This is a genomic window from Pseudomonas sp. NBRC 111127, assembly GCF_001320345.1.
GTDB classification, from domain to species: Bacteria; Pseudomonadota; Gammaproteobacteria; order Pseudomonadales; family Pseudomonadaceae; genus Aquipseudomonas; species Aquipseudomonas juntendi.
This window is the reverse complement of sequence record NZ_BCBD01000129.1, coordinates 1-15388: the sequence shown is the minus strand read 5'-3', so window position 1 is coordinate 15388 and position 15388 is coordinate 1. Positions and strand designations below refer to the sequence as shown.

The 15388-nt window shown below is 63.7% G+C and carries 17 protein-coding genes and 1 pseudogene; 9 read left to right on the top strand and 9 right to left on the bottom strand.

Annotation, left to right across the window (positions count from 1 at the left end):
- Positions 1–18: 18 nt before the first annotated feature.
- Entirely contained in the window at positions 19–1197 is a 1179-nt protein-coding gene (locus APH30_RS20300; protein ID WP_054913577.1) for an acetyl-CoA C-acetyltransferase, read from the bottom strand.
- 251 nt (positions 1198–1448) lie between these two features.
- Between APH30_RS20300 and fabV the strand changes: the two genes are divergently transcribed.
- On the top strand, positions 1449–2660 hold the full coding sequence (fabV, locus tag APH30_RS20295) for an enoyl-ACP reductase FabV (RefSeq protein ID WP_029886896.1): 1212 nt from the start codon (positions 1449–1451) through the stop codon (positions 2658–2660).
- A gap of 118 nt (positions 2661–2778) precedes the next feature.
- Here fabV and APH30_RS20290 read toward each other — a convergent pair whose 3' ends face one another.
- Genes APH30_RS20290 through APH30_RS20275 form a run of 4 tightly spaced genes read right to left on the bottom strand, consistent with a single transcriptional unit; the run spans position 2779 to position 4749 of the window.
- Entirely contained in the window at positions 2779–3120 is a 342-nt protein-coding gene (locus APH30_RS20290) for a HopJ type III effector protein (protein WP_054913576.1), read from the bottom strand.
- A complete protein-coding gene (locus APH30_RS20285; protein WP_009682662.1) occupies positions 3113–3409 on the bottom strand; it encodes a DUF1244 domain-containing protein in 297 nt (98 codons plus the stop codon). The genes APH30_RS20290 and APH30_RS20285 overlap by 8 nt, the downstream gene beginning before the upstream one ends.
- Positions 3410–3417: 8 nt before the next feature.
- Entirely contained in the window at positions 3418–4155 is a 738-nt protein-coding gene (folM, locus tag APH30_RS20280; protein ID WP_009682663.1) for a dihydromonapterin reductase, read from the bottom strand.
- Between the two features lie 33 nt (positions 4156–4188).
- Positions 4189–4749 (bottom strand): antibiotic biosynthesis monooxygenase, encoded by a 561-nt coding sequence (locus APH30_RS20275; RefSeq protein ID WP_009682664.1) that lies wholly within the window; start codon positions 4747–4749, stop codon positions 4189–4191.
- 215 nt (positions 4750–4964) lie between these two features.
- On the opposite strand from APH30_RS20275, the gene APH30_RS20270 reads away from it, so the two are divergent.
- Positions 4965–5900 carry a MerR family transcriptional regulator gene (locus APH30_RS20270; protein WP_054913575.1) on the top strand — a complete coding sequence of 312 codons (936 nt, stop codon included), beginning with the start codon at positions 4965–4967 and terminating at the stop codon, positions 5898–5900.
- Here the strand turns inward: APH30_RS20270 and APH30_RS20265 are convergent.
- Together APH30_RS20265 and APH30_RS20260 are read right to left on the bottom strand one after the other, a co-directional pair.
- The gene (locus APH30_RS20265) at positions 5885–6502 is read right to left on the bottom strand and encodes a hypothetical protein (protein WP_054913574.1); all 618 of its coding nucleotides are present in this window, start codon (positions 6500–6502) and stop codon (positions 5885–5887) included. The genes APH30_RS20270 and APH30_RS20265 overlap by 16 nt on opposite strands.
- A gap of 59 nt (positions 6503–6561) precedes the next feature.
- Positions 6562–6990, bottom strand: coding sequence for a PAS domain S-box protein (locus tag APH30_RS20260; RefSeq protein WP_009682668.1), 429 nt, complete (start codon positions 6988–6990; stop codon positions 6562–6564).
- A 127-nt stretch (positions 6991–7117) separates the two neighbouring features.
- On the opposite strand from APH30_RS20260, the gene APH30_RS20255 reads away from it, so the two are divergent.
- Complete coding sequence (locus APH30_RS20255) at positions 7118–7573, top strand: flavodoxin (RefSeq protein ID WP_054913573.1); 456 nt, start codon at positions 7118–7120, stop codon at positions 7571–7573.
- 98 nt (positions 7574–7671) lie between these two features.
- On the opposite strand, the gene APH30_RS20250 is transcribed toward APH30_RS20255, so the two are convergent.
- Entirely contained in the window at positions 7672–8544 is an 873-nt protein-coding gene (locus APH30_RS20250) for a LysR family transcriptional regulator (protein ID WP_054913572.1), read from the bottom strand.
- Between the two features lie 96 nt (positions 8545–8640).
- Here APH30_RS20250 and APH30_RS20245 point away from each other — a divergent pair, with 96 nt between their 5' ends.
- The 4 genes from APH30_RS20245 (at position 8641) to APH30_RS20230 (ending at position 11811) form a co-directional block, all read left to right on the top strand.
- The gene (locus tag APH30_RS20245) at positions 8641–9027 is read left to right on the top strand and encodes a CidA/LrgA family protein (RefSeq protein WP_054913571.1); all 387 of its coding nucleotides are present in this window, start codon (positions 8641–8643) and stop codon (positions 9025–9027) included.
- Entirely contained in the window at positions 9017–9703 is a 687-nt protein-coding gene (locus APH30_RS20240; RefSeq protein WP_054906051.1) for an LrgB family protein, read from the top strand. Before APH30_RS20245 ends, APH30_RS20240 begins: the two co-directional genes overlap by 11 nt.
- 176 nt (positions 9704–9879) lie before the next feature.
- Positions 9880–10785, top strand: a complete 906-nt coding sequence (locus tag APH30_RS20235) for an alpha/beta fold hydrolase (protein ID WP_054913570.1) — start codon at positions 9880–9882, stop codon at positions 10783–10785.
- Positions 10786–10899: 114 nt separating this feature from the next.
- A complete protein-coding gene (locus APH30_RS20230; RefSeq protein ID WP_009682675.1) occupies positions 10900–11811 on the top strand; it encodes an SDR family oxidoreductase in 912 nt (303 codons plus the stop codon).
- A 752-nt stretch (positions 11812–12563) separates the two neighbouring features.
- On the opposite strand, the gene APH30_RS20225 is transcribed toward APH30_RS20230, so the two are convergent.
- A complete protein-coding gene (locus tag APH30_RS20225; RefSeq protein WP_054913569.1) occupies positions 12564–13346 on the bottom strand; it encodes an IclR family transcriptional regulator in 783 nt (260 codons plus the stop codon).
- A gap of 173 nt (positions 13347–13519) precedes the next feature.
- On the opposite strand from APH30_RS20225, the gene hmgA reads away from it, so the two are divergent.
- Together hmgA and APH30_RS20215 are read left to right on the top strand one after the other, a co-directional pair.
- Entirely contained in the window at positions 13520–14821 is a 1302-nt protein-coding gene (hmgA, locus tag APH30_RS20220) for a homogentisate 1,2-dioxygenase (RefSeq protein ID WP_054913568.1), read from the top strand.
- A 3-nt stretch (positions 14822–14824) separates the two neighbouring features.
- Positions 14825–15388, top strand: a pseudogene (locus APH30_RS20215) (fumarylacetoacetase); the annotation flags it as partial.

The following is a 15388-nucleotide window of genomic DNA, read 5'->3' as shown; positions in this document are numbered from 1 at the left end:
GCTCAACTCAAACGCCGCTCAACGTTCGATAGCCAGTGCAACACCTTGGCCACCGCCAATGCACAAGGTCGCCAGGCCTTTGTGAGCATCGCGCTTGATCATCTCGTGCAACAAGGTCACCAACACCCGGCAGCCGGACGCACCAATCGGGTGGCCCAGGGCAATCGCCCCACCGTTCACATTGACCCGTGCCGCATCCCACTCCAGCGCCTTGCCCACGGCCAGTGCCTGTGCAGCAAAGGCTTCGTTGGCTTCAATGAGGTCCAGTTCGCTCAGCTGCCAGCCGGCCTTGTCCAGGCAGCGCCGCGTCGCCGCAACCGGGCCGATGCCCATGATCGCCGGGTCTACCCCGGCACTGGCATAAGCGGCGATCTTCGCCAGCACCGGCAGGCCCAGGGCCTCGGCTTTGGTGGCGCTCATCAGCAGTACGGCGGCAGCGCCGTCGTTCAGGCTGGAGGCATTGCCAGCGGTGACGCTACCGTCTTTCTTGAACGCTGCGCGCAGCTTGCCCAGCGACTCGGCAGTGGTGTCCGGGCGCGGCTGCTCATCACGGGCGAACACTTTCGGCTCGCCCTTCTTCTGCGGCAGCACGACAGGGGTGATCTCCGCATCGAAGCGGCCGGCCTCGATGGCAGCGAGTGCCTTGCGTTGCGACTCGGCGGCAAAGGCATCCTGCTGTTCACGGCTGAGGCCGTACTCGTCCACCAGATTTTCGGCAGTGATGCCCATGTGGTAGTCGTTGAAGGCATCCCACAGGCCATCGGTGATCATGCTGTCGATCAGCTGGCCATGGCCCATGCGCTGGCCGGTGCGGGCCGAGGGCATCACATAGGGGGCCAGGCTCATGTTCTCCTGGCCCCCGGCAATCACCACCTCGGCGTCACCGCAGCGGATGGCCTGGGCCGCCAGGTGCAGGGCTTTCAGGCCCGAGCCGCACACCTTGTTCAGGGTCAGCGCCGGTACGCTGAAGGGCAGGCCGGCCTTGATCGCGGCCTGGCGCGCCGGGTTCTGCCCGGCGCCGGCGGTCAGCACCTGGCCGAGGATGACTTCGTCGACCTGCGCCGGGTCCAGCCCGGTCTGCTCCAGCAGGCGCTTGATCACGGCGGCGCCGAAGTCGACCGCAGGCACGCTGGCCAGGGCACCCTGGAAGCTGCCAATGGCGGTACGGGTTGCGGCGACGATGACCACGTCGTTCATGTTGTTGTTCTCCGTGCGGTGGGCGTAGGGCTTCAAGCATCGGTGCCCTGGGCTCATTTGTTAAGTTTGTTTTTCTTTGAGATTGATGTGAAAAGCAAATGAATGGCCGCGCAGCGGTCCACCCCGGTTTTGCATCGCCCGGATCACCCCGTAATATGTGTCGGATAACCTGCGGGGGTAGTCTCACCCTCTGATCAACAGGAAACGCCCATGTGGCGCTTCCCCAGCATAAACCTGACGAGGTACAGACATTGGCCATCATTCATCCTAAGGTTCGCGGTTTCATCTGCACCACGACTCACCCGAAGGGCTGCGAGCTCAACGTCCGTGACCAGATCGAAGCCACCCGCAAGCTGGGCGTGCGCGAGGATGGTCCGAAGAAGGTCCTGGTCATCGGTGCTTCCAGTGGCTATGGCCTGGCAGCACGCATTACTGCAGCGTTCGGCTTCAAGGCTGACACCCTGGGCGTATTCTTCGAAAAGCCAGGCACCGAAACCAAGGCCGGCACCGCTGGCTGGTATAACGCTGCGGCTTTCGACAAGTTCGCCAAGGCCGAGGGCCTGTACAGCAAGTCGATCAACGGTGACGCCTTCTCCGACGAAGCCCGCGCCAAGGTCATCGAGCTGATCAAGAACGAAATGGGTGGCAAGGTCGACCTGGTCATCTACTCGCTGGCCTCGCCGGTGCGCAAGCTGCCGCAGACCGGTGAAGTGATCCGCTCGGCCCTCAAGCCGATCGGCCAGCCGTACAAGTCGACTGCCATCGACACCAACAAGGACACCATCATCGAGGCCAGCATCGAGCCGGCCACCGAGCAGGAAATAGCCGACACCGTTACCGTCATGGGTGGCCAGGACTGGCAACTGTGGATCGACGCCCTGGCGGGCGCCGACGTACTGGCCGAGGGTGCCCGTACCGTGGCCTTCAGCTACATCGGTACCGAGATCACCTGGCCAATCTACTGGCACGGCGCCCTGGGCCAGGCCAAGCAGGACCTGGATGAAACCGCGCTGCGCCTGGACAAGAAGCTGGCCGCTGAAGTGAAGGGCGGCGCCAACGTGGCGGTGTTGAAGTCGGTGGTGACCCAGGCCAGCTCGGCCATTCCGGTGATGCCGCTGTACCTGTCGATGGTCTTCAAGATCATGCAGGAAAAGGGTGTGCACGAGGGTACCCAGGACCAACTGGACCGCATGTTCCGCGACCGCATGTACCGTGCCGATGGCGCCCCGGCCGAAGTGGACGAGAAGGCCCGCCTGCGCCTGGACGACTGGGAACTGCGCGACGATGTGCAGGATGCCTGCAAGGCCATGTGGCCACAAGTGACCACCGAGAACCTGTTCCAGCTGACCGACTACGCCGGTTACAAGAAGCAGTTCCTCAACCTGTTCGGCTTTGAGCGCGCTGACGTCAACTACGACGAAGATGTAGCCACCGATGTGAAGTTCGACTGCGTCGAGCTGTAATTTCACACCGTGCTGGCCTCATCGCTGGCACGCCAGCTCCCATTTCGACAGCGGTGCCTTCAAGGCCTGTGTCGGGGCTGGCTTGCCGGCGATGGGCTGCAAAGCAGCCCCGGCAATCTCAAGCTTTGCGCGACAGTGGCGGCGCAGCGAACGTCACACCGGCCAGGCCGTGCTTGATCAGCGCCCGGATATTGCCATGGTCACAGCCCTCAGGCGTGGCCAGCACATCCCGGTAGTGCTCGCCGAAAGCCAGCAACGCTTCCTGATCGCTCAGCCCTTCAAGCACTGCCAGGCCCAAGGTTTTGCACGAACCTTCGTTCTGCCCGGCGGCATTCTCGACACCCCCATTATTGAACGCCTGCGGCTGATAGCTGTAGTGCTCGGCAATGAACGCCAGGGTGTCGGCAAAGGCATGTTGGCCGCTGGCCAGGCTGGCGCGCAGGGTATCTAGATCAGTCACGAGGTTTTCCTTTTTCGAACGCCGCTTGCTGCTCGGCGCTGGCTTCTTTCTGGTATTGGGCTTTCCACTGGGCATAGGGCATGCCGTACACCGCTTCGCGGGCGTCATCCAGGCTCAGGTCGAGCTCACGCTCGTCAGCCGCAGCCTTGTACCACTTGGACAGGCAGTTGCGGCAGAAGCCGGACAGGTTCATCAGGTCGATGTTCTGCACGTCGGTGCGTTTCTGCAAATGGTCGACCAGGCGCCGGAACGCGGCGGCTTCGAGTTCAAGCTGTTGCTGTGGGGTCATGTGGGCTCTCACGTCATGCGGTTCTTCAGGTGGCGGCCACCATTGATGACCACCTGGCTGCCGGTGCTGTACTGGCTGGCGAGCAGGTACTTGACCGTCTCGATCAGTGGCCCGGCGCCGGGTTCGAACTCCAGCAGGGCCTTTTTCAAGGTGTGCTGGCGGTAGGCTTCGTCACCCCCTTCCTTGAGGATCAGCAGCCCGGGAAGGATACCGTTCACATGCACTTTGGGCGCATATTTTTCAGCGAACGACAGCACCATGTTTTGCAGCGCAGCCTTGGTGGCGGCATAGCCAATGTGGCTCTTGCTGCCGCGCGAGGAGGTTTCGTCGCAGATGTGAATGATGTCGGCCTTGTCCTGCTTGGCCAGCATCTCGCCCAAGGCCAGGTTGAGGTGGTAGGGCGCCTCTACATGCAGGCGGAACATGGTCTCGAGGTTGTCCAGGCCATCGTCGAGCCACAACGACGCGTTATGGATGATGGCGCGCAGGCCGTCGTAATGCTCGACCAGGTAGTCGATCAGCGCCTGGCGGTCGTCTGCCCGGCACAGGTCTGCCTGGAACTGCACGATGTTCGGGTGGGCCGCCTGTGGCTGTACGGTACGGCTGGCACTGACCACCGTATGGCCGGCCTGTGCCAGTTCAAGGGCCAGGGCCAGCCCGACGCGCTGGCTGGCTCCGGTAACGAGAATTGGGCTGTTCATGTTCGGGGCGGTCAACTTGTCTGTCCTGTGGTTGCCGCCCAGCATACCCGAACTGTTTGCCCGTTGTACGGCCTGGCCTCAGCGGCTGCGCAGGGCGCCCGCGGTGGCCGAAGAGGGCTGTAGCCAACCGGCCAGCAGACGGGTGGACAACGGGATGAACAGGTACACCATCAGTGGCGTGAGGGCCAGGGTGCTGAGCAGTACCCGAGGTACCAGGTCGAGTGCGGCCAGCCAATGGCCGAACGCCGTGTTGAACGCCAACGACACCGGGAAGAACGCCAGCCAGATGGCCACGGCCTGTTTCCAGCGCGGCGGTTTCTGCACCGCACTGGCGCCAAACCAGTCGTCAATGCCACTGACGCGCGCCTCTTTGGGGCGCTCGAACAGGCCATTGCCGCGCTGCAACCAGGCCCGCCGCGAGGCGGAATGCTCCCAGGCATGCAGGGTGGGCTCATCGCTGAAGCGGAAAATGATCTGGAATTCGTCGCCATCGTGGGGTGGGGCGAGAATGCCCGAGCCCAGGTAGCCGGGGAAGTCAGTGGCCAGCTGTTCGCCCTCATGCAGCCAGGCCAACAGGTCCTGGTAGCGGCCATGTGCGGCGCGGCGCGACACCATCAGGGTAACGGGTGGGGTAGACATTGTGTATCTCCTGGCAACGGGGCTGGCGGGTAGCCGGCCCCTTGGCTGCGTGGCCCGGGGTGGTGGGCGACGCAGGCGAACATGCAAGAATCGGGCGCGGATTATCGCGCAGTTGTGCTGTGTGGCAACTGTCAGCCGGCAAATGGTCGCAACCTGTGCCCGGCGCTGTCGTAGTAGACTAGGCCCTCTATTCCAGCACACAGGATGCCGTGCAGATGAGCGAACTGGGACGCAAGCCGGGGGGCGATGCGAGCTTCGAGCAGCAAGTGCTGTTTCCGATCCGTGAAGTCTCCCGCCTGACTGGCGTCAATGCGGTAACCCTGCGCGCCTGGGAGCGCCGTTACGGTCTGATCCAGCCCATCCGCACCGACAGCGGCCACCGCCTGTATTCCCAGGGCGACATCGACGATATCCGCAGTATCCTCGGCTGGCTGGAGCGCGGCGTGGCGGTCAGCAAGGTGGGCAGCATCCTTGCCCGCAGCCAGGCGCTTGCCGGGCAGGCCACGCGCGCAGTGGACAGCTCGCTAGGCTGGCAGCAGCAGGTGCGCTTGGCAGTGCAACGCTTTGACCTGCCTGGGCTGGGCCGCCTTTATGAGGAGGTGTTTGCCGCCAGCACGCTCGATCAGGTTTTCGCTGAGGTTTTCATGCCGGTGTGGCACGACTTGGCTGTGCGCCATGGCGGCTACGGCCAGACCAGCGAGTGGCTGTTTTTTGACCAGTTTATGCGCGGGCGGGTGTTCACGCGTTTGCAGCTGGCGGTTGCGCCGCGTCGCCACAACGTGCTGCTGGTGCCCTTGCCGGGGCAATGCCATGAGCTTGAACTGCTGGTCACCAGCCTGCTGCTGGGCAGTGACGAGGTTGGCGTGACGCCGTTGGTGTGTGGGCAGCCCCTGCAAGAGCTGGCGCTGGTCTGCGAACGCATGAAACCAGACGCCCTCGTGCTGTTTTCCCACCAGCCGCTCACTGCAGAGGTCAGCCGCTATCTGAAGCGGCTGGCGTCGGTGCTGGGCTGCGCGTTATTGCTGGCGGGAGAGGCAACGGACCAGGCCAGCGGCGGCCTGGCGGGCAGCCCCCTGGTTTGCCTGGGGGCACAGGGCGGGGTGATGCGTCAGCGTCTGCGCCAGTGCCTGGCAGGTCAGCTGGACACCTGAGTGTGCAGTTCGGGGTGGGCGCGGCAATGGGCCTGCAGGATGTAGTCGCGCAGGCGTTCGATTTCTTCCGCTGGGCTTTGGCCAAGGTCGTACGCTGCCAGATCCGGGCCAATACGCCGGCCCAGCACACCCTGCAGTTCGATCGGCAGGATGTTGCCGGGGGCGAAGCGCAGGTCGAAACGTGCCGGCGCGCTTGGCAGGCCACGCAGCTCCACCAGCACGCCTTTGAAGGAAATTTCCCGTACCCACAGCCCGCCAGGCGCGCCATGGCCGTCGAGCAGGGCGCTGGGCTGCTCCAGCGACAGGCGCCATGGCCGCAGCATGGGGCCGTCCTCGTAGATTTCCGGGGAGCCGACTTGCAGGTGCAAAGCGTGGAATTCGTCTTCCACCAGTTGCAGCGGGAAGCTGATTTGCTGGTTGTTGAATTGCGCCTGCAAGGTCACTTGTTCATTGGCCACCAGGCGGGTGAGCAAGCTCTGAATACGGCGGTCGCCATTGACCTGCAGGCTCGACATCGAGTCGGCCAGGTTCAGGTTGGGCGAATGCTGCATGCTCTGAATGAAATCCAGCTCGTCCTGGGTAAGAAGGGCGTCTGCTTGCATGATCGAACTCGGTGGTGGCGATTTCTTCAACGTAGTTGACCGTAACCGGGGGGCTTGGTTCAGGTGCGTTCGTCGGCTTTCAGACGAGCGCGCAGTTCGGCCAGCTCTCGCTCCATTTCCACCTGGCGGGTGACGTCCTTCTGAATGCCGATGAAGTAGGTACGTCGCTCGGCGTCGTTCCTTACCGCCGTGATCGACAGCTCGTTCCAGAAGGCAGTGCCATCCTTGCGGTAGTTGCGCATCACTTCCCGGCACGGGCGGCGTTCGGCCAAGGCTTTGCGAATGCGCGCACGCGCGAGCTGGTCACGGTCGTCAGCCTGCAGGAAGCGGCAATCCTGGTAGAGTATTTCGTCCCGGCTGTAGCCGGTCAGGCGTTCGAACGCGGCGTTGACGTAAATGAGGATGGTGTCGTCGCCTTCCTGTTCGGCAACCACGATCCCGTCATGGGATGCGTCGACCATCGATTGCAGCAGTTTTGCGTTGATCATGTTCAGGCCATGCGGCAGGCAGTAAAAACGGACGCGCTGTAGCAGGCGGCTTTGACAGAGGCGGCCTTTTGCCAGCGCTGAATGCTAGTATCCTACGTTTTCACTCAGTTTCGGAATCCTCTACCCGATGAAAGTCGCCATTATTTCCGGATCGGTCTATGGCACCGCCGAAGAAGTCGCCCGTCATGCAGAAACGAAGCTCAAGGCCGCCGGCTACCAAGCCTGGCACGCCGCACGTGCCACTTTGCAGGACCTTGAAGGTTTTGCCCCGCAGGCCCTGCTGGCCGTGACATCGACTACCGGTATGGGTGAGCTGCCGGACAACCTGATGCCCTTGTACAGCAGCCTGCGTGACAGCCTGCCAGCGGCCTTCCGTGGCCTGCCGGGTGCAGTGATTGCGCTGGGCGATTCCAGCTATGGCGATACCTACTGCGGGGGTGGCGAACAGCTGCGCGAGCTGTTTGCCGAGCTGGGCGTGCGCGAGGTGCAGCCGATGCTGCAACTGGATGCCAGCGAGACGGTGACCCCTGAAACGGATGCCGAGCCGTGGCTGGCCAAGTTGGCTGATGCCTTGAAAGGCTGACAGTCAGGTTCAGCAGGTACGGGCCTGCCGCAGGTGAGTGTCCGGGCAGACCTGCCAGCCAGCCAAACCCCGATTCATGCCTCGCTGCCGGGTACCGGTCATTCGCGCAGCAGCGCCAACCACGCTTGCGCGGCCCGCGACAAATACGCGCCACGCCGCCAGATGAAGGCAATGTCCCAGCGCAGGTCCCCCGGTGAGCGCAGGGGCATACGCACCACACCAGGGCGTTCCAGGGCTTTTGCCACCACCCGGGGCAGCAGCACCACGCCCTGGCCTGCCGCGACCAACGCTGCCAGGAAATCCGCCTGGCCACTGCGCCCGCCTTCCGTCGGAGTGAAGCCCTGCTGCTGGCAGGCTTTCACCAAACGGTCATTGAGCACGAAACTGCGCTGGTAGAGCAGGAACGGCGTTGCGGCCAATTGCTTCAGGTGCACCCCGCCCAGGCCTGCCAACGCATGCCCCGCCGGTAGCAGGGCATCCAGCGGCTCATTGCAGAACGGCTGGTATTCGAACCCGTCGTCGCTGGGCGTAAGGCTGCCACCGAGCTCCAGCTCGCCACTTCTGACGGCCTGCTCGATGCTGCGGCTGCCACCCTCAACCAACTGGATGGCGATGTTCGGGTGGCGCCGCCGGTATTCGGCGAACAAACCGGCGAACAGCGCATCGCTGCCCAGCATCGGCAAGCCCAGGCGTAGTTCGCCACGCTCCATCTGGCTCAGATCGTCCAATTCGTTGAGCAGCGCCTGGCGTTGGCGCAGCAGGGCCTCGCCGCGCTCAAGCACGATGCGCCCGGCGGCGGTCAGGTGCAGGTGTGATGCCTGGCGTTCCAGCAGCGGCTGGCCCACATCTTGCTCTAGCTGCGCCACTTGCTTGCTGACGGCCGACTGACTGATGTGCAGGGTCTGTGCGGCTTGGGTAAAGCCGCCCCGGTGCACCACTTCGATAAAGCTGCGCAGCTGTTTGAATTCCATGTGCCAATTCCATTATGGAATGGTAGCCAGTCTAACAATTCGCTTCTGGCCTAGGCAGCCAAAACTTAAAATGAGGGCCTGTCGAGGAACACCGCCATGAAACCCGCGTTACTGAAAAAACTGCTGCGCATGCTTGCCGAGCTGGCGACCCTGTATGCCCTGTTTGCACTCGGTGGCCAGCTGGCCACTTGGCTGGGCTGGCCTATTCCCGGCGGGGTCATGGGCCTGGCGTTGTTGTTGCTGTTGTTCGCCGTGGGGGCACTGAAGCCAGCCATGCTGCAACTGGGCGCCGGTTGGTTGATGGCCGAAATGCTGCTGTTCTTCATTCCTGCACTGATGAGCCTGCTGGACTACGGCGCGCTGATCCGGGACGAGGGCTGGCGCATCCTGCTGGTGATCGCCGTGAGCACGCTGATGGTGATGGTGGTGACGGCCCTGACCGTCGAACTTGTGTGCCGCTGGAGCATGCGCCATGAGCCTTGAACCCATGCCGTTGTTCTGGCTGGCGCTGACGTTGCTGGCTTACCTGGGCAGCCGCTGGCTGTACCGGCGCAGCAAGCGCTATCTGCTGTCGCCGCTGATTCTGGTGCCGGTATTGCTGCTGGCGGTGGCTGTGCCGCTGCACACCGCCTATGCCGAGTACGCGCGCAATACCCACTGGCTGATGGGCGTGCTCGGCCCGGTGACCGTGGCCTTTGCCGTGCCGATCTGGCAGCAGCGGGCCATGCTCGCCCGGCATTGGCCGGCCTTGCTGGTCGGCATGCTGGCGGGCAGCAGTGCGTCCATCGCCAGTTCCTGGGGGTTGGCGCACCTGCTGGCGCTGGACAGTGCGACCAGCCTGTCGCTGGTGCCGCGTTCCATCACCACGCCCTTCGCCATGCCCTTGGCCCATGACCTGGGGGGTGTGCCCGAGCTGACGGCAGTGTTCGTGATGTTCACCGGGGTGCTCGGTGCCATGTTCGGTGGCGTGCTGCTGCGTTGGTTGCCGCTGCGCACGCCGTTGGCCCGGGGGGCATTGTTCGGCGTGGGCGCGCACGGTGCCGGGGTCAGCCGGGCCCAGGAAGTGGGCCGCGAGGAAGGCTCGGTGGCCGGCCTGGTCATGGTCCTGACCGGGCTGCTGAACCTGTTCGCGGCACCGCTGCTGGCCATGTTGCTCTGACCGTTCGTGCCACTGACTCGCTCAGTCATCAAGCTGGCTGGCAACGCAAGTTCCACCCCTGGTAGGGCTGGCTAGACTCACCCTCGACATAGAGAGCACATGAAAGTGCCGAGGTGACATGCAATGACCGCAGCCTTGCCCTATCCAGTCCACACCACTTAACCGGGTTATTTCTGATGCCTTTGGCCGAAATTCCATTGTGCGTCTGGCGTACCCGGGGACAGAGCTTCACATTCCGGGGCCAGAGCATCCGCTACTGGACCGCAGGGCAAGGAGAGCCCCTGCTTCTTTTACACGGCTTCCCCACCGCCAGTTGGGACTGGCATTACCTGTGGGGGCCTTTGACGCAACGCTTTCGGGTGATTGCCTGCGACATGCTCGGTTTTGGCGATTCGGCCAAACCGGTCGACCACGCCTACAGCCTGATCGAGCAAGCCGACCTGCAGCAGGCGCTGCTCGCCCACTTGCAGGTGGACCAACCGGTGCACCTGCTGGCTCATGACTATGGCGGCAGCGTCGCTCAGGAGTTGCTGGCGCGGCACCATGAGCAGCGCGCCGAGGTAGCCAGCTGCGTATTTCTCAACAGTGGCCTGTTCGCCGAAAGCTGTCACCTGCTGCTGATCCAGAAGTTGCTGCTGAGCCGTTTCGGCTGGCTGGTGGGTCGCTCCTTCGGGCGTGACGACCTGGTGCGCAACATGACCCAGGTCCATGGCCCCTGCACCCACCCGAGCGAGAGTGCCCTGGACGATTTCTGGAGCCTGATCGCCGCCAACCGCGGTACGCGCGTGCTGCATAAACTGGTGGGCTACCTGCTGGAGCGCCGCCTGCACCGTGAGCGCTGGGTTGCGGCCATGCAGTGCCCAGGTGTGCCCCTGCGGCTGATCAACGGCATGGTCGACCCATTGTCCGGCGCGCACATGCTTGAGCGTTACCGGCAACTGGTGCCACAGCCAGACACCGTGCAACTGCAGGGTATAGGCCACTACCCGCACACCGAGGCGCCGGTGCAGGTGCTGCGGCATTACCTGGCCTTTCGTGAGCAACCACTGAGCTTTTGCCAGGCGAAAGTGGCGTGGTCCTGAGCGGGCCCCATGGCCCGGCGTTATTACCAGGCATTCAGCCTGCGTGAGCTTGATTGTCTGCTTGCCGCCGGCGGCAGACACTCGGCTGACCTGAACCTGCCTGGAGCCCTTGGCATGAGCGAGCCTGTACTTCTGCAAGATCGTGTGGTGATCGTTACCGGCGCCGGTGGCGGCCTGGGCCGTGCCCACGCGCTGCTGTTCGCCGCCCGCGGGGCCAAGGTGGTAGTCAACGACCTCGGCGGTTCCACCCACGGGGAGGGCGCCAGCGCCAGCGCTGCCGACCGGGTGGTGCAGGAGATTCGCGCCGCCGGGGGCAGTGCGGTTGCCAACCATGACTCGGTCAGCCAGGGTGCCCGCATTGTCGAGCAGGCCCTGGACAGCTATGGCCGCGTCGATGTCGTGGTGAACAACGCCGGCATCCTGCGTGACAAGACCTTCCACAAGATGGACGACAGCGACTGGGAGCAGGTTTACCAGGTGCATGTCGAAGGCGCTTACAAAGTTACCCGCGCGGCCTGGCCACACCTGCGTGAGCAGAACTGGGGGCGGGTGATATTCACGGCATCCACCTCTGGCATCTACGGTAATTTTGGCCAGGCCAATTACGGCATGGCCAAACTGGGCCTGTACGGGCTTACCCGTACCTTGGCCATCGAAGGGCGCAAGCACGGCATCCTGGTCAACGCCATTGCCCCAACCGGCGGTACGCGCATGACGGAAGGGCTGATTCCCCCGCAGGTGTTCGAACGGCTCAAGCCGGAGTTGGTCAGCCCCTTGGTGGTGTACCTGGGCAGCGAGCAGTGCCAGGGCAGTGGCGAGCTGTTCGAGGTGGGCGGGGGCTGGATCGGCAAGGTGCGCTGGGAGCGTAGCCTGGGGGTGGGTTTCGACCCGCGCGAAGGCTTCACGCCCGAGCAGGTCGCGCAGCAGTGGGAGCACATTGGTGATTTCGAAGGGGCAGTGCACCCGCAGGACAGCTTGCAGGCACTGCAGCAGATGATGGCCAACCTGCAGAAATACCCGTTGTAAGGCCATTGTAGGGGCAACTGTCTTTCTCAAAATTTGAGAAGCCTGCGCGATTCATTGTAGGAGCGGGTTCACCCGCGAAAGGGCCAGGCCTGCGGGCCAGTTACTGCCAGGCATTGTGCATTGCCGGCGCCACCGTATTCGCGGGTGAACCCGCTCCTACATCGATCAATGATGCCGGCCCGGCCCCGCAGGGCTACCGGCCATCCCAGCCAGTTGTAGGAGCGGGTTTACCCGCGAAAGGGCCGGGCCTGCGGACCGATTTCTGCCAGGCATTGTGCATTGCCGGCACCACCGTATTCGCGGGTGAACCCGCTCCTACATCGATCGATGATGCCGGCCCGGCCCCGCAGGGCTACCGGCCACCCCAGCCAGTTGTAGGAGCCTTGCGTCGCGAAAGGGGCGCGAAGCGGCCCCAGGATTTCAGCGTTGGCGGCTAAATTGCCGGGGCTGCTTCGCAGCCCGTTCGCGACGCAAGGCCGCTCCTACAGGTGTCGCGTGGCCCTGAGGCTTTGCCGGTGTCCGCAGGCGTCATTATTCAGCGCAAAAAAAAGCCGCTGCAAGTCGCAGCGGCCAATCGAGACGTTAGATCAAGGAGCTTCAAAATCTACGTCAGTGCACCTCGCAGGCCTGAAAGGCGGGGGGGAGAGCCCTTCATGCCGGCCAGTGAGTAAAGAATAAGCGCTTGATCCCGTAGGAAAAATAGCCGCTTATGACATTCACCTTTACGTTTCGGGCAACAGTTGCGCAGCTGTTCAAGCCGCGGGCGAGTAGCCCATTCGCCAGCTGGTTTCCCGCGTTGCCGCCAGCAACCGCTGTGCCGCCGGGCCATGCTCGTCGGCATGGAAGATCGATGTAGGCCCAACCACGGTCATCACCGCCGCAACCTGCCCCATGGCATTGAATACCGGGGCCGACAATGCATCCACGCCCGGCATCAACAAACCGTGTACATGGTGCAGGCCACGTTCGCGTATGCCGGCCAGTAGCGCTTGATAATCGTCGGCAGAGTGCTGCAGGGCGGCCAGTTCACGGTCACGCAGGTCCACCGTTTCCCGCTCGGGCAGGTAGGCAGCGAACACCAACCCGGTCGATGAGCTGAGCAGCGGCAGCACCGAACCGATCTGCGTCACCACGGTCACCGCCCGCACCGCGGGCTCGATGCTGACCACGGTCGCGCCCTGGTTACCCCATACGGCGATGAAGCAGCTTTCGTTCAGTTCGTCGCGCAGTTGCGACAGGGGCAGTGCAGCAATTTTCAGCACATCGATGCTGCCTAGCGCCGCCAGCCCCACCCGCAATGCCTCACGCCCCAGGCCGTAATGGTTGGTGGCAGCATCCTGTTCGGCAAACCCGCTGGCGATCAATGCTTGCAGGTAGCGGTGCACCTTGCTCGCCGGCATCTGCACATGCTCGGCCAGGCGTGACAATGAGGTGGACGGGGCCAATTCAGCCAAGGCCTTGAGGATGTCGGTGCCGACCTCCGCAGAGCGGACTTTCTGCTTGCCGTTGTCGGCGGTGGTACTGGCTTTGGCCATGGACAGCTGCTTCCGGATTCTTCAGTCGGGCCTTTATAGCTTGACGCCATGCGCGGAGCAAATTACGTTATTCGTAATCTGATTACGATAAAAACAATGCAGACCCGCTGCCGCCCACCCAAGGGCCTGCAGCCAACTGCCCGCAACGGCTCGGCCAGAGCCCGGAGGCACCGATGAATCGCGATCCATCACCCGACCTTCACTACCTCAGCGGCTTTGGCAACGAGTTTGCCAGCGAAGCGCTGCCCGGTGCCTTGCCGGTCGGGCAGAACTCGCCGCAGCAGGCGCCCTATGGGCTGTACGCCGAACTGCTGTCCGGCACGGCGTTCACCATGGCCCGTAGCGAGCTGCGGCGGACCTGGTTGTACCGTATCCGCCCGTCTGCCTTGCACCCACGTTTCGAGCGCCTGGCGCGCCAACCGCTACAGGGCCCGCTGGGGGGCATCAACCCCAATCGCCTGCGCTGGAGCCCCCAGCCGATTCCCGCCGAACCCACCGACTTCATCGAAGGCTGGCTGCCGATGGTGGCCAACGCCACGGCAGACAAACCGAGCGGCGTGAGCATCTACGTCTACCGCGCCAACCGCTCCATGGAGCGGGTGTTCTTCAACGCCGATGGCGAACTGTTGCTGGTGCCGGAACAGGGCCGCCTGCGCATTGCCACCGAGCTGGGCGTGTTGCAGGTCGAACCGCTGGAGATTGCGGTGATCCCGCGTGGCATGAAGTTCCGTGTCGAGTTGCTCGACGGCCAGGCCCGCGGCTACATCGCCGAAAACCACGGCGCCCCCTTGCGCCTCCCGGACCTGGGCCCGATCGGCAGCAATGGCCTGGCCAACCCGCGGGATTTCCTCACTCCGGTGGCGCACTACGAAGAAACCACCGGCCCGCAGCAGCTGGTCCAGAAGTTTCTGGGTGAGCACTGGGCCTGCGAACTGCAGCATTCGCCGCTGGACGTGGTTGCCTGGCATGGCAGCAACGTGCCGTACAAGTACGACCTGCGCCGCTTCAACACGTTGGGTACGGTCAGTTTCGACCACCCGGACCCGTCGATCTTCACCGTGCTGACTTCGCCCACCAGCGTGCATGGCCTGGCCAACATGGACTTCGTGATCTTCCCGCCGCGCTGGATGGTGGCCGAGAACACCTTCCGCCCACCGTGGTTCCACCGCAACCTGATGAACGAGTTCATGGGCTTGATCCAGGGTGCCTACGATGCCAAGGCCGAGGGCTTCCTGCCGGGTGGGGCGTCGTTGCACGGGGTGATGAGCGCCCATGGGCCCGATGCCGAAACCTGCGAAAAAGCCATTGCCGCCGAGTTGGCCCCGCACAAGGTCGACAACACCATGGCGTTCATGTTCGAGACCAGCCAGGTGCTGCGCCCGAGCGTGCAAGCGCTGCAATGCCCGCAATTGCAGGCCGACTACGATAGTTGCTGGGCCACCTTGCCGAGCACCTTCAACCCGAACCGGAGATAACCCATGAACCACACTGCCATTGCCCGTAGCTGGGTCGAGCACGCCAACGGGCACAGCGACTTCCCGCTGCAGAACCTGCCAATGGGCATCTTCAGCCGGCCAGGTGAAGCCAGGCGCTGTGGCGTGGCCATTGGCGACGCAATCCTCGACCTGGAGGCGGTGCTGGCCGCCGGCCTGTTCGACGGCGCAGCCAAGGCTGCCGTCGAGGCGACCCGGGGTGGGGCACTGAACGCATTCTTCGCATTGGGGCGCAGCGCGCGGGTGGCCCTGCGCGAACGCTTGCAGGCATTGCTGGGTGAACACAGCGAACACCAGGCGGCGCTGAAGCCGGCCCTGCTCAACGCCGGTGACTGCCAGTTGCACGTACCGGCGCAGATCGGTGACTACACCGACTTCTACGTGGGTATCGAGCACGCCAAGAACGTCGGCAAGCTGTTCCGCCCCGACAACCCGTTGCTGCCCAACTACAAATACGTGCCGATCGGTTATCACGGCCGTGCCTCGACCATCCGCCCCTCGGGTACCGAGGTGCGCCGGCCAAAGGGCCAGACCTTGCCGGCCGGGCCC

Coding starts and splice junctions, on each gene's coding strand:
- APH30_RS20275 (WP_009682664.1), bottom strand. CDS start 4,749: ATGTCTACCCCACCCGTTACCCTGATGGTGTCGCGCCGCGCCGCACAT.
- APH30_RS20225 (WP_054913569.1), bottom strand. CDS start 13,346: ATGGCCAAAGCCAGTACCACCGCCGACAACGGCAAGCAGAAAGTCCGC.
- APH30_RS20250 (WP_054913572.1), bottom strand. CDS start 8,544: ATGGAATTCAAACAGCTGCGCAGCTTTATCGAAGTGGTGCACCGGGGC.
- APH30_RS20300 (WP_054913577.1), bottom strand. CDS start 1,197: ATGAACGACGTGGTCATCGTCGCCGCAACCCGTACCGCCATTGGCAGC.
- APH30_RS20270 (WP_054913575.1), top strand. CDS start 4,965: ATGAGCGAACTGGGACGCAAGCCGGGGGGCGATGCGAGCTTCGAGCAG.
- APH30_RS20260 (WP_009682668.1), bottom strand. CDS start 6,990: ATGATCAACGCAAAACTGCTGCAATCGATGGTCGACGCATCCCATGAC.
- APH30_RS20240 (WP_054906051.1), top strand. CDS start 9,017: ATGAGCCTTGAACCCATGCCGTTGTTCTGGCTGGCGCTGACGTTGCTG.
- hmgA (WP_054913568.1), top strand. CDS start 13,520: ATGAATCGCGATCCATCACCCGACCTTCACTACCTCAGCGGCTTTGGC.
- folM (WP_009682663.1), bottom strand. CDS start 4,155: ATGCTGGGCGGCAACCACAGGACAGACAAGTTGACCGCCCCGAACATG.
- APH30_RS20245 (WP_054913571.1), top strand. CDS start 8,641: ATGAAACCCGCGTTACTGAAAAAACTGCTGCGCATGCTTGCCGAGCTG.
- APH30_RS20265 (WP_054913574.1), bottom strand. CDS start 6,502: ATGCAAGCAGACGCCCTTCTTACCCAGGACGAGCTGGATTTCATTCAG.
- APH30_RS20235 (WP_054913570.1), top strand. CDS start 9,880: ATGCCTTTGGCCGAAATTCCATTGTGCGTCTGGCGTACCCGGGGACAG.
- APH30_RS20230 (WP_009682675.1), top strand. CDS start 10,900: ATGAGCGAGCCTGTACTTCTGCAAGATCGTGTGGTGATCGTTACCGGC.
- APH30_RS20255 (WP_054913573.1), top strand. CDS start 7,118: ATGAAAGTCGCCATTATTTCCGGATCGGTCTATGGCACCGCCGAAGAA.
- APH30_RS20285 (WP_009682662.1), bottom strand. CDS start 3,409: ATGACCCCACAGCAACAGCTTGAACTCGAAGCCGCCGCGTTCCGGCGC.